Origin of the sequence: Luteimonas yanweni (genome assembly GCF_039548475.1) — a bacterium.
Classification (GTDB): Bacteria; Pseudomonadota; Gammaproteobacteria; order Xanthomonadales; family Xanthomonadaceae; genus Luteimonas.
The window spans coordinates 23,903-46,146 of the sequence record NZ_JBCLVC010000017.1 but is presented as its reverse complement, the minus strand read 5'-3'; the positions used below and the strand labels follow the sequence as shown (position 1 = coordinate 46,146).

Sequence of the window (22,244 nt, the reverse complement as noted above, 5' to 3'; positions counted from 1 at the left end):
CTGCTCGGCGGTAGGAGTCAGGCCTGCTTCCGGGTGGCGATCCAGCGGTCCACGCGCTGCTCCAGCAGGTCGAGCGGCATCGCGCCACCGCCCAGGATGGTGTCGTGGAAGCCGCGGATGTCGAAGCGCTCGCCCAGCTCGGCTTCGGCCTTCCGGCGCAGCTCCTGCATGCGGATCATGCCGATCTTGTAGGCGGTGGCCTGGCCCGGGAACACGAGATAGCGCTGGATCTCCGAGCGGATCGCGGCGTCCGGCACCGAGCTGTTCTCGCGGAAGTAGGCCACGGCCTGTTCCTCGGTCCAGCCCTTGGCGTGCATGCCGGTGTCGACCACCAGGCGGATCGCGCGCCACATCTCCGACATCAGGCGGCCGTACTCCGAGTACGGGTCCTGGTAGGTGTCGGGCATCTCCTTGGCCAGCCACTCCGAGTACAGGCCCCAGCCTTCGTTGTAGGCGGTGTCGAAGGTCTGGGTGCGGAAGGTCGGCACCCCGGTCAGCTCCTGCGCGATCGAGATCTGCATGTGATGCCCCGGCAGGCCCTCGTGGTAGGCGATGACCTCGAGCTCCGTCTTCGGCATGGCGTTCATGTCGGAGAGGTGCGCGTAGTACACGCCCGGGCGCTTGCCGTCCGGCGACGCCGGGTTGTAGTGCTGGGCGGCACCGTCCTGCTCGCGGAAGGCCTCGACGCGCTTTACCACCAGGTCGGCCTTGGGCAGCAGCCCGAAGTACTGCGGCAGGTGCTTCTTGATGTTGTCGATCGCCTTGGTGGCGTCGTCGATGTAGGCCTGGCGGCCTGCGTCGGTGTTCGGATACAGGCGCGCCGGGTCGGACTGCACGTGCCTGAAGAAGGCCTGCAGGTCGCCCTCGAAGCCGATCTCCTTCTGCACCGCTTCCAGTTCGCCGCGCAGGCGCGCGACCTCGGACAGGCCGAGCTCGTGGACCTGGTCGGCGCTCATGTCGGTGGAGGTGTTCTCACGCAGCTGGTAGGCGTAGTACGCGGCCCCGTTGGGATGGGTCTGGCCGACGCCGGTCGGGTTCTCGGCCGCCTTCGGCAACTCTTCGGCTGCGAGCGCGAGGATGCGTTCATAGGCCGGCTTCACGTCGTCCACCAGGGCGTTGCGCGCCTCTTCCTTGAGCTCGGCGGCACGCGCGGCAGTGACCTTGCCGGACTCCGCCAGCGCGTCGACCTTGGCCTGGGCGTCGGCCCAGAACGCGCTGTCGGGACCATCGTCGAAAGGTGCGCCGGCGATGATCTTTCGCGACTGGTCGGCCACGCCTTCCCAGGCGAACTTCGGCGGGCGGATGCCCTGCGCCGCCGACGCGCGCGTGCGTTCAAGCAGGATGTCGAAGGTTGCCGGCAGCGCGCGCAGGCGCGCCACGTAGGCCAGGAAATCGGACTCGTCGTCGACCTTGTGGAAATTGATCATGAAGGTCGGCGCCATGCTGTGCATGCCGTTCATCTGGTCGAAGGAGTAGCCGTTGAGCAGGAAGGGCATGCCGTCGCGCGCGCTTTCGTACTGCTTCTTCCACAGGTTCCAGGACAGCTGGGCCTCGGGCGCAAGGCGGTCGTAGTCGAACTGCGCTTCCAGCTCCTGCACCGAGGCCTCCATCCAGTCCAGCTGCTTGCGGATCCCGGCCTCGGAGACATCGTCGATCCGGTCGTAGAGCTCCTTGCGGCCGAGGAAGGTCAGCTGGAGCGGGCTGAACTGCAACTGCTCCTCGTATTTCTCCTCGAACCAGGCGTTGAGGCGCGCCGTCTCGGCATCGGGATCGGCCGCCGCGGCGTTCGTGGCGGCCGTCGTCGCCTGATTGTCGGCGGTCGCGGCGGTGCCGGGGTTGCAGGCGGCGAGGCCGAGGGGAAGGACCAGCGCCAAGGCGATGGCGAGGGGCGAGCGGGCGGAAGCAGTACGCATCTGTGGCTCTCCGGAGGGAGGATTGGGGGAACCCGGCCTGGGCACGGTCTTAGCCCGACTTTCCCATGGATGCGGGTGTCGGGTCAGGGCCATTGGTCCGGGGCGTGGGTCCTGGCCCGTCTCCGCGGCGCGGTACCATGGCGGTTTTCCAGGCGACAGGAAGCAGGGCGATGGCCAATCCGGACGATCAGCGCAACGGCGTGGGCCGCGACGAGGCCGAGGCCGCGGTCCGCACCCTGCTGCGCTGGGCCGGCGACGACCCGGCGCGCGAAGGCCTGCTGGACACGCCCAAGCGGGTGGCCAAGGCCTACGGCGACTGGTTCAGCGGCTATGCCGACGATCCGCGCGAGTACCTCGAGCGCACCTTCGAAGAGGTCGCCGGCTACGACGAGATGATCGTGCTGCGCGACATCGAGTTCGAGAGCCACTGCGAGCACCACATGGCGCCGATCATCGGACGGGCCCACGTCGGCTACCTGCCCGACGGCAAGGTGGTGGGCATCAGCAAGCTCGCGCGCGTGGTCGACGCCTATGCGCGCCGCTTCCAGGTGCAGGAGAAGATGACCGCGCAGATCGCCGCGGTCATCGAGGACGTGCTCAGGCCGCGCGGCGTGGGCGTGGTGGTCGAAGCCACCCACGAATGCATGACCACCCGCGGCGTGCACAAGCGCGGCGTGAGCATGGTGACCTCGAAGATGCTGGGCGGCTTCCGCGACGACGCGCGGACGCGCTCGGAGTTCCTCCGCTTCATCGGTGATCCACGGGCCTGATCGGCGGAGCGACGCAGGGCCCGCCACCCGCGGCGGGCCGCGGACGCGAACGTCTTGCGGACCGCGGGGATCCTCGTGCAGGCTGGATTGCCAACACGCTTGAGGAGAGTTCCATGCGCGCGATGCGCCACGCCCTTGCCGCCTGTGCCGCGGTGCTGCTGCTCGGCGCCTGCGCCGCGACTCCCGACTACTTCGACACCAACGCGGCGGTCGACGCCAATCCGCTGTGCGCCGGTCGCAGCGACCGCCCGGGCGAGCCGGTCTCGCGCGACTGCCTTCGCGAAAGCGGCGGCCGGATCAGCAGCGACCGCCCGAGCCAGCCGATCGACTTCCGCAAGGGCGAAGACGACTGAAAGCCGCGGGTCAGCCGGTCGGCGGTTCGCTGGCCATCGGCGAATCGACCGGCGGCGGAGGCCGCTGGGTCTCGTCGATCGGCGGCACGGTGGGGTCCATCGGCGGCGTGGCGGGATCCACCGGCGGCAGGCTGGGGTCCACCGGCGGCGGAAGCGCCGGGTCGACGACGGGCGCCGGGGCGGGCATGGCCTCGCCGGCCGGCAGCGCGTCTGACTCCGCGCGCTCGGCGGCCGGTGTCTGTGCCGAAGGCAGGTCATCCACGGGGGTGTAGGCCTGGCTCGGGTCGCTGCAGGCCGCAAGTGAGAGCGCCAGTGCGGCGCCGGTGATCGGGAGGAGTCGCTTCATCGCAGGTCGTCCACGGTCAGGGGCTCGCGGCCCAGTGTCCGCGTGCGGATGTATGCGCGATGTCCTTTTTTCGCTAAGGCGGTGTGTACGGCATGTGGATGGCGATCACGGCGCCGACACCGGCAGCAGCGCCCAGAACGGCACGCCCGCGCGGGCGTGGGCGCGGGCGGCGTCGTCAAGGATGTCCAGCAGGGTGGCGAAGTCGTCGCCGGCGTCCTCGCGCAGGCCGCCGCAGTGGTCCAGCAGCAGGAGGTAGCCCGGTGCCGGCAGCCAGGACAGGTCGCCCAGGCTGTCGGCCAGTGCGTCCCAGTTGCCGCCGAAGGTCGACGGGAAGTCGAGCGCCGCTGCGAGTTCCCTGAGCAGGGCGGGCTTGTCGTCGGCGAACTCCAGGTCCGCGGCACGCACCACGAAATCCAGCGCGGTGGCCGATTCGACCAGCGCCGCGCGGTCGTGGATATCGACGAAGTAGGCCGCCGCCTGGCTGGCATCGGCCAGCATCGCGCCAAGCTCCACTGCGTTCATGGCCGGTCCCCGCGCTCGAACGAGCGGAAGCTCCGGTAGTGATCCGCGGTGTAGTGCCACTCCATGGGCGGGTCGCCGCCGGTGACGATGCGCCGCGCGCCGCGGTCGCGCGAGCCCGGGGTATCGACGGTGTACTCCCGGTAATGGCCGTGCGGTCGCTGCGGCAGCAGGCGCTCCCGGTTCTGGAACACGCCGCCGTCCTGGCGATGCGGATACGGTCCGCCGCGGTCGATCAGGGCCAGGGTGGCGTGGGCTTCGGCGGGCAGGAAGGCGAGCGCCGGGTCAGCCCGGGGCCCGGCGCCGGATCGGGACGGCAGCGGCAACGGGATGTCGGATGCGCCGGTGTTCCCGACGCCGTGGGGCGTGCCGGCGGGCCCGGTGCCGGAATCTGCCGGAAGCAGCGGACCATCCCTGCGTTCCAGCAGCTGCCACATACCGACCAGCAACAGCGCCGCAACCAGCCAGGTCCAGCGGCGCGACGCCTGTTTCCCCCGGCTGCGGCGTGCCATCGGCCTAGCCGCAGCTGACCTTGGTGATCCGACCGTCGTCGTCGACCTCGATGTTCAGGCGTCCGGCGCGGTAGTCCGCGGTCACCGCCATGCCCGGACGGATGACGCGGACGCCGCGGGCGCCGGCGGCGGCCTTGGCGCGCTCGCCCACGGCTTCGTCCAGCAGCCGGCCGACGAACTGTTCGGCCGCCTTGGCGTCACAGCTGCCGCCCAGCCCGCCATCGACGATTTTCGGAGGCGCACCGTTCACGGGCGTGGGCTCGCGCGCGGGCGAACAGGCGACGACGGCGAAGGCCAGCGGCGCCGCCAGCAGCACGGCAAGATGGCGAGCGGAGTGGAAGCGGGACATGTGCGGCTCCTCGAGGTCATGGCGGGATCATGCCGCATGCGCGGCGGGGGTGTTGCTGGGTGTGCTGTTGATAGGCGTGCGGTTGATGCGCGTGCTGTGGATGGGAGTGTCATGAGCGGTCGACCTTCGGCTCGTTGGTCCCGAGCCGTGACTCGATCCGCCGGAACACCGCCAGCACGAGCACGCACAGCAGCGACGCACCCAGCGCCAGCAGGTAGTTGCCGAGGCCGGCGGCGATGCCGATCGCGGCCGCCATCAGCAGCGAGCTGGCGGTGGTCAGTCCACGCACCTGCTGGTCGCCGCGTGCGCGCAGGATGGCGCCGGCACCGACGAAGCCGACTGCGGCCACCACCGACTCGATCAGGCGACCGGGGTCGATGCGCAGCAGGTCGCGATACTGCTCCTGGGTGAAGTGCTCGGCGACCACGTCGCCCAGTCCGACGATAAGCGCCGCGGCGCCGGCGATCATCATGTGCGTGCGCAAACCGGCGGCGTGGCGGCCAAGCTCGCGCTCGATGCCGAGCACGCCGCCAAGCGCCATCGCCGCGGCAACCCGGGCCAAGATCCAAAGCTCGGTGCTCTGCAGTACGTCCATCGCGTTTCCCTGTCGTCCGGAACGCCATGACATCGCAGCGGCGGTCTGCCGGCCGTGAAGTCGCCTGTTCATCGCGCGTGACGCGTGCGGTCGCAGAGGGTGCCTACAATCCCGCGGGTCGAACACGGAGTTTCCGGATGCGCCTGATTGCCCCGCTTGCCACGCTGATCCTGGTCCTGCCAGCCGCCGCCGCGATGGCGCAGACGCAGGCGCCACTGCAAACGACACAGCCCGCGTCCCAGCTACCCGCGCAGACCTTGCCGGCTCCACCCGTTCAACCCGGGCCAACGGCTGCCGAGCTCGCCACGTTCAAGGGCTGCATGGCCAAGCTGCGCAGCACCGCTGCGGGCAAGGGCGTGGCTGTCGACAGCTTCGACCGCCTGACCTCCAACCTGGCGCCGGACATGAGCGTGCTGCCGCTGCTCGACCGGCAGCCGGAGTTCAGCACTCCGATCTGGGACTATCTGGCCGCGCTGGTCGACCAGCAGCGCATCGACGACGGCCGCGCCATGCTCGCCGCGCAGGCAGCGACGCTTGCGCGCGCGCAGGCGGAGTACGGCGTGGACCAGGCCACGGTGGTTGCGGTCTGGGGGGTGGAGAGCGACTACGGCAAGAGTTTCGGCAAGCGACCGCTGCTGGTCTCGCTGTCCACGCTGTCCTGCTTCGGGCGGCGCCAGCCGTTTTTCCAGGGTGAGCTGATCGCCACGCTGCAGCTGCTGGCCAGCGGCGACCTGGCTGATCCAGGCATCACCGGTTCGTGGGCGGGCGCCTTCGGGCACACGCAGTTCATGCCCAGCACCTACCAGCGCATCGCGGTGGATTTCGACGGTGACGGGCGCCGTGACCTGGTGGGCAGCATCCCGGACGCGCTGGGGTCCACGGCCAATTACCTGAAGCGGTCCGGCTGGCGCACGGGCGAGCCCTGGGGCTACGAGGTGCAGCTGCCGCAAGGCTTCAACGCCGCGCAGGCGGGTAGGACAAATCGCAAGCCGTTGTCGGAATGGGTGAAGCAGGGCGTCAGGCAAGTGGATGGAAGCGCAGTCGGCGGAGTGGCCGCCGACGCGCGCGCCGCGGTGATCCTGCCCGCCGGCGCCAAGGGCCCGGCGTTCCTGGTGTTCAAGAACTTCGACGCGATCTATTCCTACAACGCCGCGGAGAGTTATGCCCTTGCCATTGCGCACCTCGCTGACCGGCTGCGCGGTGGAGGTGGTTTCGCCACCGCATGGCCCACCGACGATCCCGGCATCGGGCGTGCGGAGCGTCGCGAGCTGCAGGAGCTGTTGCTCGCGCGTGGACATGCGATCGGCGAGGCGGACGGCATGGTCGGCACGCTGACCCGGCGGGCGATAGCCGTAGAGCAGGAACGACTGGGTTTCACGCCCGCCGACGGGCGCGCGGGGCTGCGCATCCTGACGGCGCTGCGAGCTGAAAAGGCTCCCGCAGCGAAGACCCTGCGGTAGCCGCACGTGGCGACGCACTCAGGGGCGACGGGAGCGCGGCTCGTGCGCACAATGGCGAACCTCCGCAAACGGGATGACCCTCATGGCGCGTGCACCGGGATTGGCATTCGTGGCGATGCTGCTGGCCGCCTGCTCCAGCAGCCCTGCAGAGCGCGCCGCGCCGGGCGGGGTAGCCGCAGCCGGTAGCCGCGCGACCGGCATCGTTGCCCTCGGCGACACTGCAGCCGCGGGCACCGCTATCAGCAGCGACAATCTTGCGGCCCACCTGCGCATCCTCGCGTCCGACGGATTCGAAGGCCGTGCGCCCGATACTCCGGGCGAAGCGAAGACCATCGCCTGGATCGCGGAGCAGTTCGCAGCCGCCGGCCTCGAACCCGCCGGTGGCGACGACACCTGGCTGCAGGCGGTCACGCTCGAGCGCAGCGAAATCCGCGGCGAGGTCACCACCGGCTTCACCGTTGCCGGCACGCCGATGCCCTTGGCCAACGGCGAGGACATCGCCCTGGAGAGTTTGCACCCCGCCGCGCGCGTGGACCTGGCCGACGTGCCGCTGGTGTACGCCGGCTACGGCATCACCGCGCCCGAGTTGGGCTGGGACGACTACGCCGGCATGGATGTGCGCGGCAAGATCGTGGTCGTGCTGGTCAACGATCCGGATTTCGAAACCGAGCCGGGAAAGTTCGGCGGCCGCGCCATGACCTGGTACGGGCGCTGGGCCTACAAGTACATCGAGGCCGCGAAGCGCGGCGCCGCCGGCGTGCTGATCGTGCACGAGACCGAGCCCGCCGCGTATCCCTGGGCGACCGTGCGCAACGGCCGCGCCGCGCCGCAGTTCGACATCGTGCGCAGCGATGCCGACAGCCATCACCTGCGCGTGCGCGGCTGGATCCAGCGCGCCACCGCGGAACGGCTGTTCGCCGCCGCCGGCCTGGATTTCGACGCCGCCAAGCACGCCGCGCAGCAGTCAGGCTTCAAAGGACAGGCGCTTGGCGACGCCCGGTTCAGCGCCGCGTTCGACGTCGAGCACGCGCGCATCACCAGCCACAATGTCGCCGGCCTGCTGCCGGGTGCTTCGCGTGCGAACGAAACCGTGGTGCTGTCGGGCCACTGGGACAGCTTCGGCATTGGCGCGCCCGATGAAAACGGCGACGCGATCATGAATGGCGCGGTCGACAACGCCACTGCCGTGGCCTCGATCATCGAGATCGCGCGCGCGCTGCACGCAGGCCCGCGCCCCGCGCGCAGCGTGCTGTTCCTGGCGCTGACCGCCGAGGAAAGCGGCCTGCTCGGCGCCACGCACTACGCAGCGCATCCGCTGCGCCCGCTGGCCACCACCGCCGCGATGCTCAATCTGGAAATGTGGAGCCCGGACGGCCCGACCCGCGACATCTCCTCATGGGGCCTGGGCAAGGTCTCGCTGGAGCGCGACCTGGTCGTCGCGGCCCAAGCGCTGGGTCGCACGTATTCGCCGGATCCGGATCTCGAAGCCGGCTTCTTCTACCGCGCCGACCACTTCGCCTTCGCCCAGGCCGGCGTGCCGGCGATCACCATCGGTCCCGGCATGGACCAGATCGAAGGCGGCGTGGAAGGCGGCATGGCTGCGCGCGCGGACTACTTCGCAAAGCGCTATCACCAGCCCGATGACGAGTTCGACGACAGCTGGGACATGCGTGGGCCGACCGCGGACACCGAAGTGGTGCTGCGGCTGGTGCGCGACGTTGCCGAATCGACCCGGTGGCCCGGTTGGGACGAAGGCAGCGAGTTCCGCGAGGCGCGTGAAGCGAGTGCGTCCGCACGTGGTCGGTAGTGGGAAGCATGCCGGCGCGCCCGTTGCGCCGGTGCGACCATAGCCCGGGTACTGAGGCCCGTCAGGCCGCGGCCGCGCGCGCAAGCCCGGTGACCACGCCCAGCGACGCATCGCCGCGCACGATCTCGACGCCCGGGAACACTTCGGCCACCAGCGCCGGAACGTAGGGCGAGCGCGACATGCCGCCGGTGAGATAGACCACTTCCGGCGCCTCGTCCGCGCCGGCGCTGGCTTCCCGCATCAGCGCGCGCAGCTGCATCAGGAACGGACGTTCGGCGGCGGCCTCGAGATGCGCGTGGTCGATGTCGCAGCCGAGGCCGTGCTCGATGTAGCCGAGATCCAGCGGCACGCGTTCGCTGCCGCTGAGTTCGATCTTCGCCCGCTCGACGGCGCGGTTCAGGCGCACGGTGTGTCCCGCCTGCTGCAGCGCCACCAGGCGCTCGCGCCACGGCGCGTCGACATCGTCGAAGCTGGCGCTGCGGAAGTTGTTCTGCCGCTGCAGGTCCTGCACGTGCGAGGCCTCGTAGTAGCGGTGCACAGGCGTGCTGGTCAGGTTCTTGCCGAACAGCGGCATGACCGCGCGCATGCTCAGCTCCAGGTCGACGTCGGTGCCGCCGACGGGTTCGCCCCAGGCGCCGCTGATGAGCGGCGCCCGTGCGTCGCCACCCACAAGCGCCAGCGCCATGTCGGTGGTGCCGCCGCCGATGTCGAGGATCATCGTGCGGCGGACTTCGCGGCTGCGACGGTGGTAGTCGTAGGCGGCCGCGGCCGGCTCTTCAAGGAATTCGATCGACTCGAAGCCGGCGGCGGAGGCGGCGTCGGTGAGGATCTCCAGCGCCTGCTCGCCGCCGGCCTCCTGCATCGAGCTGCGGAAGCGCACCGGCCTGCCCATGACCGCCGAGCGCACGTCCGCGCCGAGCTGCGCCGTGGCGGTGGTGCGGATGTGGCGGAGCACGTGTGTGGCGATGCCCAGCAGCACGTCGCGCGCATGCGCGTCGAGCCTGTAGCCGAGCATCGATTTGGGCGAAACCACCAAGTGCCCCTCGCCGGCGGACAGGAATGCATCCACCGCCTCGTCGCCGTAAAGCGCGTCGTCGAGATCGGCCTTCGCTTCCATCGCTTCGCGCACCTCGGCGGCAGCCCAGCTGCGGCGCACGGCGGCGATCGCCGCGCGGCGGAGTTCATCGTCGCTGCGCCGGCGCATGGTCGGGACCTGGGCCAGCGCGACCGCGCGCTGCTGCGGCGGAAGCGCCATGGCCGCCTGCCGCAGGCCTTCCAGGCGCGCCAGTTCGCGGGTCTGCTCGCTCTTGGCACTGCCCATCCAGCGCGCCACGTCGCCCTGCAGTGCATCGGTCAGCTCGAACTTGTGGAGGTCCGGCAGTCGCTGCGGAAAAAATGCCGTGGTGCGGAACTGCTCCTGGTCGCCAAAGCGGACCAGCTGCACCTGGCCATCCACCACGGCGCCCGCGGCCGAATAGCTGGTGCCGAAATCAATCCCGATCCGCATGTCCAACGCCTACCCAGAATGTCGCGGCCGCCATTGTGCCGGTGCGGCCGCGCCTTTCCGAGCGCGGGCACGGCGGCCTCCCATGCTTTGTATGATTCCAGCGCCACCGCCGGAAGCCGACATGCACCACCACCCTGGCAAACCCATCGCGCCGTCCTGCGATCGCAACCGCGACCCGATCCTCTCGGTCCTGCGCGAGCGCCTTGCCGGTCATCGCCGCGTGCTCGAGATCGGCAGCGGTACCGGGCAGCACGCGGTCCACTTCGCCGCGGCCATGCCCTGGCTCCAGTGGCAGTGCTCCGAGTTCGCGGACAACCTGGCCGGGATCCGCCTCTGGCTCGACGAAGCCGCGCTGGCCAACACGCCGGCGCCGATCGCACTCGACGTGGCGCATGGCCCCTGGCCCGCGGCGGGCGACTTCGATGCGGTATTCACGTCCAATACCCTGCACATCATGGGCTGGTCCGAGGTCGAGGCCTTCTTCGCCGGCGTAGGCGGGGTGTTGCGCGATGCCGCGGAGGGCACGCTCGTTGTCTACGGCCCGTTCAACCAGGGCGGTGGCTACACCAGCGACAGCAACCGGGAGTTCGACGCCTGGCTGAAAGCGCGCGATCCGCGCTCGGCCATCCGCGATCTCGAGGCCGTGGCCACGCTGGCGGCGCGGGTCGGACTGCACATCGTGGCGGACGTCGCGATGCCCGCCAACAACCGCTGCCTGGTGTTCTCGCGCCGGGCGCGGGCGCGGTAGGGCGAAGTCGGATAGTGGAACACATCGAATTGCCGGGCTGAGCGCTGTGCGCCCGCTTCGGGCACGCGGATCGAGCGCGTTGGTTGACCTGGATCATCGCGGGGCCGCCCCGGATGGCGCAGCATGGACATCGGCGCGATGGCGCCGTTCAGCAGGAGACGACGATGGAATTCCATGTCCGCGCGTCGCGGTCGTTGCCGCCGCTGGTGGTGATCGAGGACGCGCTGCTCGCGTTCGACCCCGCCGCGGTCGTCGACATCGATCCGGCGCAGGGCCTGCGCGTGAGTGCGGCGATCGACGCCGCGCAGCTTGCGGCCCTGATCAACCAGGTCGGCGGCGACGTGCAAGCGACCGAAGTCGAGCAGCAGCCCTCGGTGTGCTGCGGCGGCTGCAGCGGCTGAGGCCGGCAGTCCGATCCGCCGCTCGCCCACAGGAGCAGCGGTAGCGGTTCCTGCAGGGGCGGTGCTGCGTGGCGTCGGCTCGGAGCGTCAGGCCGCCTGCACGATGCGCAATGGGTTGGCCCACTCGCGCAGCAGGTCGGCTTCGCGTGCCTTGGCCTTCTCCAGGTGCGCGTGCTTGACGTGGCCGAAGCCGCGGATGTGCTCGGGGATCGATGCGATCTCCGCCGCCAGCGCCACGTTGCCGGAGTCCAGCGCGTCCAGCAGGCCGCCGACCGTGAGCTCGTAGCCGTCGATCAGTGCGCGCTCGGTGCGCCGTTCCGCGGTGTAGCCGAACACGTCCAGCGGCGTGCCGCGCAGGCCCCTGAGCTTCGCCAGCACCTTGAACGCGCTGAACACCCACGGGCCGAAGGCCTGCTTGCGAAGCCGGCCCTCGGCGTCGCGCCTGGCCAGCAGCGGCGGTGCGAGGTGGAACTCGAGCCGGTAGTCGCCTTCGAACTGCTGCTCCAGCTGGCGCTTGAACTCGCCGCTGGTGTACAGGCGCGCGACTTCATATTCGTCCTTGTAGGCCATGAGCTTGAAGAAATAGCGGGCCACGGCCTCGCTGAGGTCGGTGGCGCCGGGCGCGCGGGTTTCTTCGGCCGCCCGCACGCGGGCCACGAGGTCGGTGTAGCGGCGCGCGTACTTCGCGTCCTGGTAGTCGGTGAGGAAGGCACTGCGGCGTGCGACCAGTTCATCGAGGCTGCGTGACAGCCGGGCGTCGTCCAGCGGCAGGAACGCGATGCCGTCCGAACTCCCGGCGACCGCGGCCTTCGCGTTTCCAGCGTCGTCGGCGCCCGTCCCTGACGGCAAGTGGCGCAGCTCGTCCTCGCGCCGCTGCGGCTTGGGCGCGCTGGTCGCGCCCCATTCGTTGCCTTCCCAGTCGCCCGGCGGCAGCGCGTCGAGCAGCGTCGGCGTGGCTTCGGCGGCGGTACGCGGGTTGCGCACGATGCCGGCGGCCTCATACACCGCTTCGATATCGACCGCGCCCAGGCGACCCCAGGCGAAAGCGGTCTTGTTCATCTCGATCGCGGCGCCGTTGAGCTCCACCGCGCGCATCAGCGCGTCCAGCGACAGCGGCACCAGGCCGCGCTGCCAGGCGTAGCCGAGCATGAAGAGGTTCGCGGCGATGGCGTTGCCGAGAAGCGCCGTGGCCAGCTGGGTGGCGTCGACCACGTTCAGCGCGCGCGCCGCGGCCGCGGTGGCCCCGGCGTCGGCCGTGTCATGGCCCCCAAGCGCCGTGCGCACCGCGCTGATGATGTCGGTCGCGGGGAACTGCATGTCAGGCCGAGTGGTGAACGTGCCCGGCATCGCCTCGTAGCTGTTGATCACCACCTGCGAGCGCCCGGCGCGCAGCTTGGAGAGCGTCCAGTAGTCGTTGACCACCACCATGTCGCAGCCCAGCACCAGGTCGGCCTCGCCGGCGGCGATGCGCACGGCGTGGATGTCCGACGGTGCGCCGGCAATGCGGATGTGGGTGGTGACCGCGCCGCCCTTCTGCGCCAGGCCGGTCTGGTCGAGCACGGTCGCGCCGCGGCCCTCCAGGTGGCCGGCCATGCCGAGCAGGGCGCCGATGGTGACCACGCCGGTTCCGCCGACGCCGGTGACCAGGATGTTCCAGGGCCGCGCGCCGTCGCTGGCGAACACCGGATCCGGAAGGTTCGCCAGGCGCGACAGCCCGGTGGCCGCCTTGCCCTTGCGCGGCGTGCCGCCGTGCACGGTGACGAAGCTCGGGCAGAAGCCTTCGACGCAGCTGAAGTCCTTGTTGCAGGCCGACTGGTCGATCTCGCGCTTGCGCCCGAACTCGGTTTCCTTGGGCAGCACCGAGACGCAGAACGACTTCACGCCGCAGTCGCCGCAGCCTTCGCAGACCAGCGAGTTGATGGCCACGCGCTTGGCGGGGTCGGCGATCTTGCCGCGCTTGCGGCGGCGGCGCTTCTCGGTGGCGCAGGTCTGGTCGTAGATGAGGATGCTCACGCCCTTCACTTCGCGCAGGCGCTTCTGCACGGCGTCGAGCTCGCGGCGGTCGTGGAACTCGACGCCAGCGGGGAAGATCGAGCGATCGGACCACTTCTCGATCTCGTCGCTCACGACGACGATCGCCTGCACCCCTTCACTGCGGACCTGGTGCGCGATCTGCGGCACCGACAGCGTGCCGTCCACCGGCTGGCCGCCGGTCATCGCCACCGCGTCGTTGTAGAGGATCTTGTAGGTGATGTTGACACCGGTCGCGACCGACTGGCGGATGGCCAGCGTGCCGGAGTGGAAGTAGGTGCCGTCGCCGAGATTCTGGAACACGTGCTGCGTTTCGGTGAACGGTGCCTGCCCCGACCAGGTCACGCCTTCGCCGCCCATGTGGGTGAAGGTCTCGGTGCTGCGGTCCATCCACGTGACCATGTAGTGGCAGCCGATGCCGGCCATCGCGCGCGAGCCTTCGGGCACCTGGGTCGAGGTGTTGTGCGGGCAGCCGGCGCAGTAGTGCGGCACGCGCGGGAACTGCGCGCGCGGCAGGGCCAGCGCGCCTTCCTTCTCTTCCATCCAGCGCAGCACGTCGGTGATGTGCGCGGAGTCGCGCGCGTCCATCGGAATGCCGCGCTGGTGAATGCCGCCGTGGAGCCGACGCGCGATCACGCCGGCGATGGTGGCAGGCGTCAGCTCGCCGGTGGACGGCAGGATCCACTCGCCGGCCTCGTCGTATTTGCCGACGATCGACGGCCGGCGGCCGCCGTCGAGTCCGAAGTCGAAGTTGTAGAACAGCTCCTTCATCTGGCTCTCGATGAAGGCGTGCTTTTCCTCCACCACCAGGATGTCCTCGAGCCCGCGCGCGAACGCGCGGATGCCCACCGGCTCCAGCGGCCAGGTCATGCCGACCTTGTAGACGCGGATGCCGAGCGCGGCGCAGGCCTGCGCGTCCAGGCCCAGGTACTCCAGCGCCTGCAGCACGTCGAGGTAGCTCTTGCCGGTGGTCACGATGCCGAGCCGCGCGGCCGGCGAATCGATCACCACGCGGTCGATGCGGTTGGCGCGCGCGAAGGCCTGCGCCGCCTTGACCGCGTAGCGGTGCAGGCGCATCTCCTGGTCCATCGGCGGATCGGGCCAGCGGATGCCGAGGCCACCGGGCGGCATGTCGAAATCGTCCGGGGTCACGATCTCGATCGCGAACGGATCGACGTCGACCGACGCCGACGATTCGACCGTCTCGGCGATCGTCTTGAAGCCGATCCAGCGCCCGGTGTAGCGGCTCATCGCCCAGCCCAGCAGGCCCATGTCGAGGATGTCCTGGACGCCGGCGGGATTCAGGATCGGCATCAGCGCACTGGTGAACTCGCCTTCCGAGCCGTGCGGCAGGGTCGATGAGCGGCAGGCGTGGTCGTCGGCGGCCAGCGCCAGCACGCCGCCATGCTGCGAGGTGCCGGCGGCATTGGCATGTTTGAACACGTCGCCGGAGCGGTCCAGGCCCGGGCCCTTGCCGTACCACATGCCAAAGACGCCATCGACGGTCGCGCCGGGGAACAGGTTGGTCTGCTGCGTGCCCCAGACCATGGTCGCGCCGAGGTCCTCGTTGAGGCCCGGCTTGAAGTGCACGTTCGCGCCTTCCAGGTGCTTGCGCGCGCGCCACAGCTCCAGGTCGAAGCCGCCCAGCGGCGAGCCGCGGTAGCCGGACACGAAGCCACCCGTGTCCAGCCCCGCGGCCTGGTCGCGCAGGCGCTGCATCATCGGCAGCCGCACCAGTGCCTGCACGCCGGACAGGTAGATGCGCCCCTGCGTGCGGGCGTACTTGTCCTCCAGCGTGTAGTCGTGGTCGGTCACGCCTCGGGTCAGGCCGGTGCGGGCGGACGCGGGCGAGGAGAGTTCGGCGGTGCTGGTCATGGCAGGGCCCTGTGGCGTGCGTGGACGCTGGCGGAGGGGCGCGCCGGCCGTCGCACGGCTGCGCGAGGGCGCGGAAGCGCGGAAGCGGCGCGGATTCTAGCAGCGGGCGCGGTCGGCGAGCGCCCGCGGGGGCGCCGGCGCGGCGGGGGAGGCTGAATCCACGCGGCGCAGCCGGTACCATGCGCCCCGGAGTACAGGGGCTCCGCCAACCCAAGTGACGCCATGAACCGCTTTGCCACGCGCCTGATCGGCGCTCTCGTGCTTGTCGTCCTGCCGCTCGGCCTTTGGGCGCAGGACCTCCCCAGGCCCAGGGAATTCTATTTCGAGACCGACGCCGACGTGACCCGCCGGCTGGAGCTGTATCCGGCCGTGGACGGCGAGGACGTCGTCCCGCGCCTGCTCCAGGTGCGTGACCGCGGTCGCCGCGACGCGGCCCTGGCCACCGCGCAGCTGGCACGCATTTCCTATGCCACCGGTCGTGCCGACACCGGCGCTGCGCTCTACGCCGAGGCCCTGCAGCGCGCCGAAGGCGCCCGCCAGCGCGACGCGATGCATTGGAACCACGGCTGGGATCTGTATCGCGACGGCAATTTCGCCGCCGCGCTGGAGCAGTGGCGCATTGCCGGCGCCGAGCGGCTCAAGGGGCCGTCCTGGCTGCCACCGACCCTTGCCCTGGGCCTGTGGCAGGCCGGTCGCCACGACGAGGCCGTGCGCTGGTACGCCGCGGCCGTTCGCACCGAACCGCGGCTGTGGCAGTCGCCGGACCTGGCGCGCCTGCTGCCGGACTGGACCGCCACCGATCGCGCGCTGCTGGCCGAGGTGGCCGCGGCCTGGCGCGTGGCGCCGCCAAGCTGGCCCTGATCCGGCCGGACTGACGCCGGGCCTGGTTGCCGCGGACCGGATCCGGCGGACCGAACCCGGGCCTTTGCGTCCGGAGCCGCCGGCGCGGCTACTCGCCGACGCCGGCCTCGAGCGGCACGTCGTGTGCGCGCAGCCAGTCGATGACCGCCTGGCGCTCGCCGCGCGCGCGCGCAGTGAGCAGTGACTCGCTGAGCTGGAAGTAGTACGGCTGGAACGTGTCGCCGGCGGAGTTGGTGGCGTGCGCGGGCGCGCCCGATTCAAGCAGCAGCATCACCACTGCGCCGGCGTTGATCGAGCCGGCCGCGTGCAGCGGCGTGGCGCCGTTGCCATCGGCGGCGCCGGGATCGGCACCGGCGTCGAGCAGCATCTTCACCTGGGCATCGCCGCGGCCGAGGATGGCGCGCACCAGCGGAGTTTCACCCGTGACACTGTTGCGCAGGTCGGGATTGCCGCCGTGGTCGAGCAGCGCGCGCAGCAGGGTGGGGTCGTCGCCGAATGCGGCGGCGTGCATCGGGCCGCCGCCTCCGGGCGATTGCCGATTGGGATCGGCGCCCGCGTCCAGCAGCGCCGCGACGGTTGCAGGTTGTCCGGCAGCCACGGCCAGCTGCAGCAGGCTGGTGCCATCCTTGCCCGGGGTGTCCGGGTTTACGCCGGCCAGGCCGGCGCACAGCGTATCGGCGTCGCCGCGCAGCGCCGCGTCGGCGAGTGGGGCGAGCTGCGGGTCGGTAAAAGGATGGTCCATGGTCGGCGGTCCGCTGCATGCGGCCGCGCTTGCCGCCAGGAGGAGGATCAGGGCACTGGTGCGCATCCCCGGGGATGGTGCCATAGCGGCGTGCGGTCAGCGGAACCAGTTGCGCACGGTCTGTGCCGCACCGCCGAGCAGGTCCGCGGCCTTCTCGACCACGTTGCCGCCGAAGTCGACCACGGCCTCGACCGCGCGGCCACCGCCCGCGACCACGTCCACGGCAACGTCGCTGACGGGGCCGTCGTAGCGGTCGTCGATGCGCCGGGCCAGCGACTCGGCGCCGTGGCGCAGGGTGTCGCCGGTGGAGTTGAAGACGCCCTCGGCGACGTCGCCGGCGATGCTGAAGCCGCCCTGCACGCCGTTGCCGCTGGCGAAGTCGGTCTCCACCACGTCGATGATGTCGCCGGCGAGGTCGTGGGTGTTGCGCGCGAAGTCGTCCTGCAGCGCATCCGGGACCATGTCGGCCAGGGTTCCGCTGGTTCCCTGTGGCGGATTCCGGTAGCCGGGCTCCCAGGGCTGCTGCTGGATCATCGCTTCGGTGAGCAGTTCCGGGCTGTGGCTGACCGCGCCGCGCACCAGGCTGGCGACATCGCCCAGCACCGGGACGTTCAGGCGGTCCAACGCTTCCAGGCCGGCGCCCAGGCCGATGGCGACCGGTGTCGGCAGGCCGGTCTCGAGTGCCAGGCCGCGCGGTACCAGGGTCAGGTCCTGCACGCCTTCTGCCTTGACCACGACCTGCGTGCCCAGCGCATCGGGGGCGGCGAGCGCGAACGGGCTGTCCTCCTGGAAGTTGGTCAGGAGGTCGTCGCCCAGCGAGTAGCGGCGGATCATGCCGCCTTCGGCCATGTCGCGCGCTGCCTGCGGGTCGATGCCCATGCGGTCAAGGGTATTGGGATGGATGCCCGAGGCGTCGAAGGTGACCGCCGGCACGCCGGAGGCCAGCGAGGCCACCGAGGCCAGGCCGCCGCCCTGCGAATGCCCGGTGATGGCCAGGTTGGTGGCGTTGCCGTCCGCGTCCATGGTGCCGAAGCGGCGCTCGAACTCGACCGCGGTGCGCGTGGCCAGGCCGCTGAACTTGTCGATCTGGTCGCTGGTGGTAAAACCCGCGCCCTGGCGGAAGTTGTTCATCCAGTCGGCGCCGCTGCCGTCGGTGCCGCGGTAGGCGAGCACGAAGTTGCCGTTGCAGTCCCGGTAGATCTCGGCCCTGAAGTGCTGCGCGACCAGCTGGTCGCCGCCGTCGAGATACTGCGCGCGCCACGCGGCGGGGTCGTCGATGCCCGCGGCGGCGAGGTCGGCGTCGGTGACCGCGCTCCAGCCCGCCGGCGCTGCGGGGCGCCCCTCGTAGACCGCCGTGGCCAATCGCGACAGCACCACGTCGAATTCCTGCGCCTGCTGGCCGCCGGCCACCGCAGACAGCTCGCCGGGCCCGACGCCGCCCGGTGCGCACTGCGGCGCCGCGGTTGGCGCCAGCGCGGAGATCTGGGGGTGGTATGCCGGTTCGTGGCGGCCCTGCAGCGGCTGGACCGCCGGGGCGTTCGCGGCGGCCGCCGCGGGCGGCGGCGCCTGCCGGAGGTTGTGCAGATGGGCCGCGGAGGCGGAATCGTTGTCCAGGCGCATCGGCTGCATGACGGCGGTCCGGCGGAAGTCTGCGTTCAGTGGACCGCCGGTCGCAGCGGCGTTCAATCGGGGGCGCACCCTAGGTCGAGCCTCCGAGCGCGCTCACCGGATCGCATTCACCCGGGCGCGGATATGCTGCGCCGATCGATCACGCTGAAGGAGTCGCACATGCGCATCCGCTTCCTGTTGCCCCTCCTGCTGCTGCCGGTGCTTGCTTCGCCCGCACTCGCGCAGATGCCTTCGGAGCCCGCGCCTACGGACGCCGAGCTGCAGCGTGCGCAGCAGCGCGCCGAGGCCTGGCAGGCCTATGGCCTGCGCGTGGCGAAGGCCGTGGGGCGCTCGGACGGGGCCCGCGATCTGGCGCTGGCCACCCTGCTGGAAGCGATGGCGCAGCCGTACGACGAAGGCAGCCCCGCCGCCGCCAGCGTGGACGCGCAGCGCTGGCGCTCGGGCGCCGAGGCGAAGGGCGCTGGCGACACCATTACCCAGCAACTGTTGCTGGCCGCGGGCGCCGTGGCCGGTGAGCAGGACGCCTCATATGCCGCCGCACGCCGCTGGCAGGCGCTCTCGCCCGGGAACCTGGCACCGCTGCTGCACCAGGGGCTTGCGCCGGAAGCGGTGCTGTCGGCCGCCGCACAGGCCACGCGCAATGCGCCCGATCCCTATCCGATGCTGCGCTGGGTCGCCGCCACGCTGGCCAGGCATCCGCCGTCGCGCGCCGAATGGGCGGCGTTCGGCGAGGGCACGCAGCCGTCGCCGGCGGCGCATGCCGCGGTCTGGGCGTCATCGCTGCACAGCCTGCTGCTGCCGGACTATCGCGAGGTGCTGGGCGCCTGCACGGGGCGCCAGCTGCGCGCGGCGGGTCGTGTGGACGCGTGCCGCCACATGGCGGGCCTGCTGCTGGCGCGTCCGCAGACGGTGCTCGACGAACGGATCGGCCTGTCGATGGCGCGCGCGCTGACCCGCAGCGTGGCCGAGCGCGCACCGCTGGACGCGCGCCGCCGCGGCGTGGACTGGCGACAGGAGCAGCTGGCGGCGCTCGCAGGGCGGGACGAGGCCGGTAGCGGCGACCCCGACCTGCTGGCACGCCTGCTCGCCGATCCCTCGATCGATACCGAAGACGCGCTGGTCAGACGCACCCTGGCCGAGGCCCGTCTTGCGCAGGAGCCACCGGCAGGCTGGCGTGCGCCATGGCAGCAGCCGCGACGCTGACTGCGGTCGCCGGGCCCGTGGCCGTAACCGCGCCCTTGTGGGAGCGGCTATAGCCGCGAAGCGGCTTCAGCCGCGTGGGGTGATCGCGACGCCGTTGGCCTCAAGCCAGGCGTCGATCTTTTCGAGGTCGCGGCGGGTGGCGACGTTGAGCAGCTTGGGGTCGCCGCGGAACAGGTAGTCCTGGAACGTGGCGCCAGTGCGATCGGCGGCGCGCGGGTCGGCGCCGCCCTCGAGGAAACGCAGGACCGCGCCCGAGTCCTTGACCAGGGCCGCCTGGTGCAGCGGCGTGGTGCCGTTGCGGTCGGCCACGTCCAGGCGGGCGCCGGCGCGCAGCAGCAGCGCGATATTGTCCTCGCTGCCCGCGCGCAGTGCGTCGTACAGCGGCGTGGCCCCGGTGGTGGTGTTGGGCGTGTCGGGCGACATGCCGTGTTCGAGCAGGGCCTCCAGCCAGCCGGGGGTCTTGCCCATCGCGGCCAGGTGCAGCGCTGTGCGGCCGTCGGCATTGCCGAGCGCCGGGTCCGCGCCCAGCGCGAGCAGCAGGCGGAACGCGCCGCGGTCGCCCTGCTTCATCACCCACTGCAGCAGTGGCTGGCCCTGGTCGTCGACGCTGTTCGGGTTGGCGCCGGCGGCGAGCAGCTCGCGCGCGAGCGCTTCGTCGCCGCCGGTCACGGCGGCGGCAAGCTGGGCGTTGCCGGGGTTGTCGAAGCCCTTTCCTGGAGTCACGTCTGTCCCTTGCCGGGCGCAACCGGCGGTGGAGGCGAGCATCAGCGACGCGGCCAGCATCACGCGAACGCAGCGCGGCGCCATCCTGGAGGAGGGCGCCGCGAGCGGAAGCACGGGGGCTGCGTCGGTCATGCGGGCCACGTTACTACGTCAAGGCTGCAGCTTGCGTGGCGCGGTCCGATGGCTCAGAACCAGTTGGTCGGGTTGAGCTTCTCGCCCAGCCATTCGACGCCATCGGAGGTCGCCTGGCCGACGTCGCCAACGAAGTCCGACACCGCCTCGACGCCGTCGCCGATCACGTCGGTGACGACGTCGACGACATCGCCCGCGCCGTCGGCGATATCGCTCACGACCTTGCCGGTGCCTTCAACGAACCCGGCCACGGCGTCGAGCGGTGCATCCAGGCCGGTGGCGTCGCCGATGTCACGCAGCAGCCCGCCGCCGGCATTGGCCAGGTTCTGGGTGGTGTCGCCGACCAGGCCCAGCGCGCCGTCGGCGAGGTCGCCGACGCTGTCGACGGCGAAGTCGAGCACGTCGCCGACCACCTGCGCGGTGCCGTCGACGTTGTCGCCGTTGGCGAAGGCCTCGCGGCCGGCGTCGCCGATGCCGTCGATCATCTCGGCGCCGTTGTCGCGGAGGTCGCCGACCACGTCCTGGCCCTGGCGGATCACGCTGCCAAGCTGGTTGAGGTTGTACTCGCCCACGCGCTCGAGGCCGTCGCGACCGATGTTGCCGAGCACGCCGATGGTGCCGCCGGCGATGTCGCCACCGGCGTCAAGCGCCTGGTCGATGGCCCAGCCGAGGATGGGCCGCCCGCCCGCGGACAGGGCGTCGTTGGCGAAGTCGCCGAGGCGATCGAGGCCACCGTCGACGGCGCTGCCGGCGCGCTCGGACAGGCTGGGCCGGGTGGAGGGATCGTAGGCGGTGTTCTGCTTCAGGGCGTCGACGTAGGAGGCGTTGTCGCCGCCGCCGCCATGCAGGGCGGCCAGGTCGCCGAGCCCGCCCATGCCGGCGGGTGGATCGATGCGCAGCTCATGCCCGACCGCGTTGGGCGGCGACATGCCCAGGATCGGGATGATCGGCAGGTCCTGCTGCGCGCCGTTCAGCGGATCGCCGTTGACGATGTAGCGACGCAGCTGGCCGCTGTCGGCGGCGTCCTCGCGCACGGCGTTGGGATTGAAGCCGAGCGATTCGAGGGTCTGGTCGCTGAGGCCCGACGCGTTGAAGGTCACGCCCGGCACGCCGGTGGCCAGCGACGCGGCGGAGGCGAGGCCGCCACCCAGCGAGTGCCCGGTGAAGGCCACGTTGCCGTCGCCGAAGACGCGGTTGGCGGCCTCGGCCAGGGCCACGGCGTCCTTGTACTGGCCGCTCTCGAAGCCCAGACCCTGCTGCGCGTTGTCGTCGGCATCGCCGGACGGCGCCAGGCCCCAGTCGTCGGTGCCGCGATAGGCGACCACGTACTGCCCCTGGTCGTTCTGGTAGATCGCGGCGTCGAAGCCTTCGGAGGTGCTGAGCAGGGCGGGATCGATCGGGATCTCGTTGCCTTGGGCGTCGACCAGCGAATTGCCGTCGGCGCTGGGCTCGAGCGCGGTCCAGCCGGCATCGGCCAGGGCCTGTTCGGTCTGCGGGTTGTCGGCCGCGTAGACGTCGTTGGCCATCATCGCCATCTGCAGGTCCAGGTCCGGCTGCGGCTGGGTGCCCGCCACCTGGCCGGCGAAGCTGCCGTCGCCCTGCGGATACTGGTTGGCGACCTGCTTCAGCTGCGGCAATGGCTGCAGTGCGCTGGCGAACTGGTCGCCTACGCGCATCTGCTGCGCGATGGACATCTGGCTGGACACCTGGAAGCTCATGGCCGACTCCACGGATCGATGCCATGAAGCCTAGCCAGCCCGGCCGCTGG

At 71.0% G+C, this 22,244-nt stretch carries 20 protein-coding genes; 8 read left to right on the top strand and 12 right to left on the bottom strand.

What is annotated here, in order from left to right:
• Positions 1–17 precede the first annotated feature (17 nt).
• Positions 18–1,913, bottom strand: a complete 1,896-nt coding sequence (locus WCE39_RS13240; RefSeq protein ID WP_343277153.1) for a DUF885 domain-containing protein — start codon at positions 1,911–1,913, stop codon at positions 18–20.
• A 170-nt stretch (positions 1,914–2,083) separates the two neighbouring features.
• On the opposite strand from WCE39_RS13240, the gene folE reads away from it, so the two are divergent.
• Together folE and WCE39_RS13230 are read left to right on the top strand one after the other, a co-directional pair.
• On the top strand, positions 2,084–2,683 hold the full coding sequence (folE, locus tag WCE39_RS13235) for a GTP cyclohydrolase I FolE (protein WP_343277152.1): 600 nt from the start codon (positions 2,084–2,086) through the stop codon (positions 2,681–2,683).
• A 113-nt stretch (positions 2,684–2,796) separates the two neighbouring features.
• Positions 2,797–3,036 carry a hypothetical protein gene (locus WCE39_RS13230; protein ID WP_343277151.1) on the top strand — a complete coding sequence of 80 codons (240 nt, stop codon included), beginning with the start codon at positions 2,797–2,799 and terminating at the stop codon, positions 3,034–3,036.
• 10 nt (positions 3,037–3,046) lie between these two features.
• On the opposite strand, the gene WCE39_RS13225 is transcribed toward WCE39_RS13230, so the two are convergent.
• The 5 genes from WCE39_RS13225 to WCE39_RS13205 form a co-directional block, all read right to left on the bottom strand.
• The gene (locus WCE39_RS13225) at positions 3,047–3,382 is read right to left on the bottom strand and encodes a hypothetical protein (RefSeq protein ID WP_343277150.1); all 336 of its coding nucleotides are present in this window, start codon (positions 3,380–3,382) and stop codon (positions 3,047–3,049) included.
• A 105-nt stretch (positions 3,383–3,487) separates the two neighbouring features.
• On the bottom strand, positions 3,488–3,904 hold the full coding sequence (locus WCE39_RS13220) for a barstar family protein (protein ID WP_343277149.1): 417 nt from the start codon (positions 3,902–3,904) through the stop codon (positions 3,488–3,490).
• On the bottom strand, positions 3,901–4,413 hold the full coding sequence (locus tag WCE39_RS13215) for a ribonuclease domain-containing protein (RefSeq protein WP_343277148.1): 513 nt from the start codon (positions 4,411–4,413) through the stop codon (positions 3,901–3,903). The genes WCE39_RS13220 and WCE39_RS13215 overlap by 4 nt, the downstream gene beginning before the upstream one ends.
• 4 nt (positions 4,414–4,417) lie before the next feature.
• Positions 4,418–4,762 (bottom strand): I78 family peptidase inhibitor, encoded by a 345-nt coding sequence (locus tag WCE39_RS13210; protein ID WP_343277147.1) that lies wholly within the window; start codon positions 4,760–4,762, stop codon positions 4,418–4,420.
• 109 nt (positions 4,763–4,871) lie between these two features.
• Positions 4,872–5,357: an MgtC/SapB family protein gene (locus WCE39_RS13205; RefSeq protein ID WP_343277146.1), complete on the bottom strand. Its 486-nt coding sequence runs from the start codon at positions 5,355–5,357 to the stop codon at positions 4,872–4,874.
• A gap of 194 nt (positions 5,358–5,551) precedes the next feature.
• On the opposite strand from WCE39_RS13205, the gene WCE39_RS13200 reads away from it, so the two are divergent.
• Positions 5,552–6,817, top strand: a complete 1,266-nt coding sequence (locus WCE39_RS13200) for a lytic murein transglycosylase (protein WP_449284049.1) — start codon at positions 5,552–5,554, stop codon at positions 6,815–6,817.
• Between the two features lie 73 nt (positions 6,818–6,890).
• Positions 6,891–8,624, top strand: coding sequence for a M28 family metallopeptidase (locus tag WCE39_RS13195; RefSeq protein ID WP_343277144.1), 1,734 nt, complete (start codon positions 6,891–6,893; stop codon positions 8,622–8,624).
• Between the two features lie 61 nt (positions 8,625–8,685).
• Here the strand turns inward: WCE39_RS13195 and WCE39_RS13190 are convergent, their stop codons facing one another.
• Positions 8,686–10,131 carry an Hsp70 family protein gene (locus WCE39_RS13190; RefSeq protein ID WP_343277143.1) on the bottom strand — a complete coding sequence of 482 codons (1,446 nt, stop codon included), beginning with the start codon at positions 10,129–10,131 and terminating at the stop codon, positions 8,686–8,688.
• 121 nt (positions 10,132–10,252) lie between these two features.
• On the opposite strand from WCE39_RS13190, the gene WCE39_RS13185 reads away from it, so the two are divergent.
• Together WCE39_RS13185 and WCE39_RS13180 are read left to right on the top strand one after the other, a co-directional pair.
• Positions 10,253–10,879 carry a DUF938 domain-containing protein gene (locus WCE39_RS13185; protein ID WP_343277142.1) on the top strand — a complete coding sequence of 209 codons (627 nt, stop codon included), beginning with the start codon at positions 10,253–10,255 and terminating at the stop codon, positions 10,877–10,879.
• A gap of 164 nt (positions 10,880–11,043) precedes the next feature.
• Positions 11,044–11,280, top strand: a complete 237-nt coding sequence (locus WCE39_RS13180; RefSeq protein ID WP_343277141.1) for a hypothetical protein — start codon at positions 11,044–11,046, stop codon at positions 11,278–11,280.
• An 87-nt stretch (positions 11,281–11,367) separates the two neighbouring features.
• Here the strand turns inward: WCE39_RS13180 and WCE39_RS13175 are convergent, their stop codons facing one another.
• Complete coding sequence (locus WCE39_RS13175) at positions 11,368–15,186, bottom strand: indolepyruvate ferredoxin oxidoreductase family protein (protein WP_343277140.1); 3,819 nt, start codon at positions 15,184–15,186, stop codon at positions 11,368–11,370.
• Positions 15,187–15,408: 222 nt separating this feature from the next.
• Between WCE39_RS13175 and WCE39_RS13170 the strand changes: the two genes are divergently transcribed.
• Positions 15,409–16,047, top strand: coding sequence for a tetratricopeptide repeat protein (locus WCE39_RS13170; protein WP_343277139.1), 639 nt, complete (start codon positions 15,409–15,411; stop codon positions 16,045–16,047).
• Between the two features lie 88 nt (positions 16,048–16,135).
• Here WCE39_RS13170 and WCE39_RS13165 read toward each other — a convergent pair whose 3' ends face one another.
• Together WCE39_RS13165 and WCE39_RS13160 are read right to left on the bottom strand one after the other, a co-directional pair.
• Positions 16,136–16,789, bottom strand: coding sequence for an ankyrin repeat domain-containing protein (locus WCE39_RS13165; protein ID WP_343277138.1), 654 nt, complete (start codon positions 16,787–16,789; stop codon positions 16,136–16,138).
• Positions 16,790–16,885: 96 nt separating this feature from the next.
• Entirely contained in the window at positions 16,886–18,418 is a 1,533-nt protein-coding gene (locus WCE39_RS13160; RefSeq protein ID WP_343277137.1) for an alpha/beta hydrolase family protein, read from the bottom strand.
• Positions 18,419–18,577: 159 nt separating this feature from the next.
• On the opposite strand from WCE39_RS13160, the gene WCE39_RS13155 reads away from it, so the two are divergent.
• A complete protein-coding gene (locus WCE39_RS13155) occupies positions 18,578–19,621 on the top strand; it encodes a hypothetical protein (protein ID WP_343277136.1) in 1,044 nt (347 codons plus the stop codon).
• A 66-nt stretch (positions 19,622–19,687) separates the two neighbouring features.
• Here the strand turns inward: WCE39_RS13155 and WCE39_RS13150 are convergent, their stop codons facing one another.
• Both WCE39_RS13150 and WCE39_RS13145 read right to left on the bottom strand, forming a co-directional pair.
• Positions 19,688–20,344 carry an ankyrin repeat domain-containing protein gene (locus WCE39_RS13150; RefSeq protein WP_343277135.1) on the bottom strand — a complete coding sequence of 219 codons (657 nt, stop codon included), beginning with the start codon at positions 20,342–20,344 and terminating at the stop codon, positions 19,688–19,690.
• 185 nt (positions 20,345–20,529) lie between these two features.
• A complete protein-coding gene (locus WCE39_RS13145) occupies positions 20,530–22,194 on the bottom strand; it encodes a hypothetical protein (RefSeq protein WP_343277134.1) in 1,665 nt (554 codons plus the stop codon).
• Positions 22,195–22,244: the final 50 nt, after the last annotated feature.

Excerpts from the sequence above, each read along its gene's own strand:
- WCE39_RS13185 (WP_343277142.1), top strand. The coding sequence starts at position 10,253 with ATGCACCACCACCCTGGCAAACCCATCGCGCCGTCCTGCGATCGCAAC.
- WCE39_RS13230 (WP_343277151.1), top strand. The coding sequence starts at position 2,797 with ATGCGCGCGATGCGCCACGCCCTTGCCGCCTGTGCCGCGGTGCTGCTG.
- WCE39_RS13165 (WP_343277138.1), bottom strand. The coding sequence starts at position 16,789 with ATGGACCATCCTTTTACCGACCCGCAGCTCGCCCCACTCGCCGACGCG.
- WCE39_RS13210 (WP_343277147.1), bottom strand. The coding sequence starts at position 4,762 with ATGTCCCGCTTCCACTCCGCTCGCCATCTTGCCGTGCTGCTGGCGGCG.
- WCE39_RS13200 (WP_449284049.1), top strand. The coding sequence starts at position 5,552 with ATGGCGCAGACGCAGGCGCCACTGCAAACGACACAGCCCGCGTCCCAG.
- WCE39_RS13155 (WP_343277136.1), top strand. The coding sequence starts at position 18,578 with ATGCGCATCCGCTTCCTGTTGCCCCTCCTGCTGCTGCCGGTGCTTGCT.
- WCE39_RS13220 (WP_343277149.1), bottom strand. The coding sequence starts at position 3,904 with ATGAACGCAGTGGAGCTTGGCGCGATGCTGGCCGATGCCAGCCAGGCG.
- WCE39_RS13195 (WP_343277144.1), top strand. The coding sequence starts at position 6,891 with ATGACCCTCATGGCGCGTGCACCGGGATTGGCATTCGTGGCGATGCTG.
- WCE39_RS13190 (WP_343277143.1), bottom strand. The coding sequence starts at position 10,131 with ATGCGGATCGGGATTGATTTCGGCACCAGCTATTCGGCCGCGGGCGCC.
- WCE39_RS13225 (WP_343277150.1), bottom strand. The coding sequence starts at position 3,382 with ATGAAGCGACTCCTCCCGATCACCGGCGCCGCACTGGCGCTCTCACTT.
- WCE39_RS13215 (WP_343277148.1), bottom strand. The coding sequence starts at position 4,413 with ATGGCACGCCGCAGCCGGGGGAAACAGGCGTCGCGCCGCTGGACCTGG.
- WCE39_RS13145 (WP_343277134.1), bottom strand. The coding sequence starts at position 22,194 with ATGAGCTTCCAGGTGTCCAGCCAGATGTCCATCGCGCAGCAGATGCGC.
- WCE39_RS13175 (WP_343277140.1), bottom strand. The coding sequence starts at position 15,186 with ATGACCAGCACCGCCGAACTCTCCTCGCCCGCGTCCGCCCGCACCGGC.
- WCE39_RS13205 (WP_343277146.1), bottom strand. The coding sequence starts at position 5,357 with ATGGACGTACTGCAGAGCACCGAGCTTTGGATCTTGGCCCGGGTTGCC.
- WCE39_RS13240 (WP_343277153.1), bottom strand. The coding sequence starts at position 1,913 with ATGCGTACTGCTTCCGCCCGCTCGCCCCTCGCCATCGCCTTGGCGCTG.
- WCE39_RS13180 (WP_343277141.1), top strand. The coding sequence starts at position 11,044 with ATGGAATTCCATGTCCGCGCGTCGCGGTCGTTGCCGCCGCTGGTGGTG.
- folE (WP_343277152.1), top strand. The coding sequence starts at position 2,084 with ATGGCCAATCCGGACGATCAGCGCAACGGCGTGGGCCGCGACGAGGCC.
- WCE39_RS13170 (WP_343277139.1), top strand. The coding sequence starts at position 15,409 with ATGAACCGCTTTGCCACGCGCCTGATCGGCGCTCTCGTGCTTGTCGTC.
- WCE39_RS13160 (WP_343277137.1), bottom strand. The coding sequence starts at position 18,418 with ATGCAGCCGATGCGCCTGGACAACGATTCCGCCTCCGCGGCCCATCTG.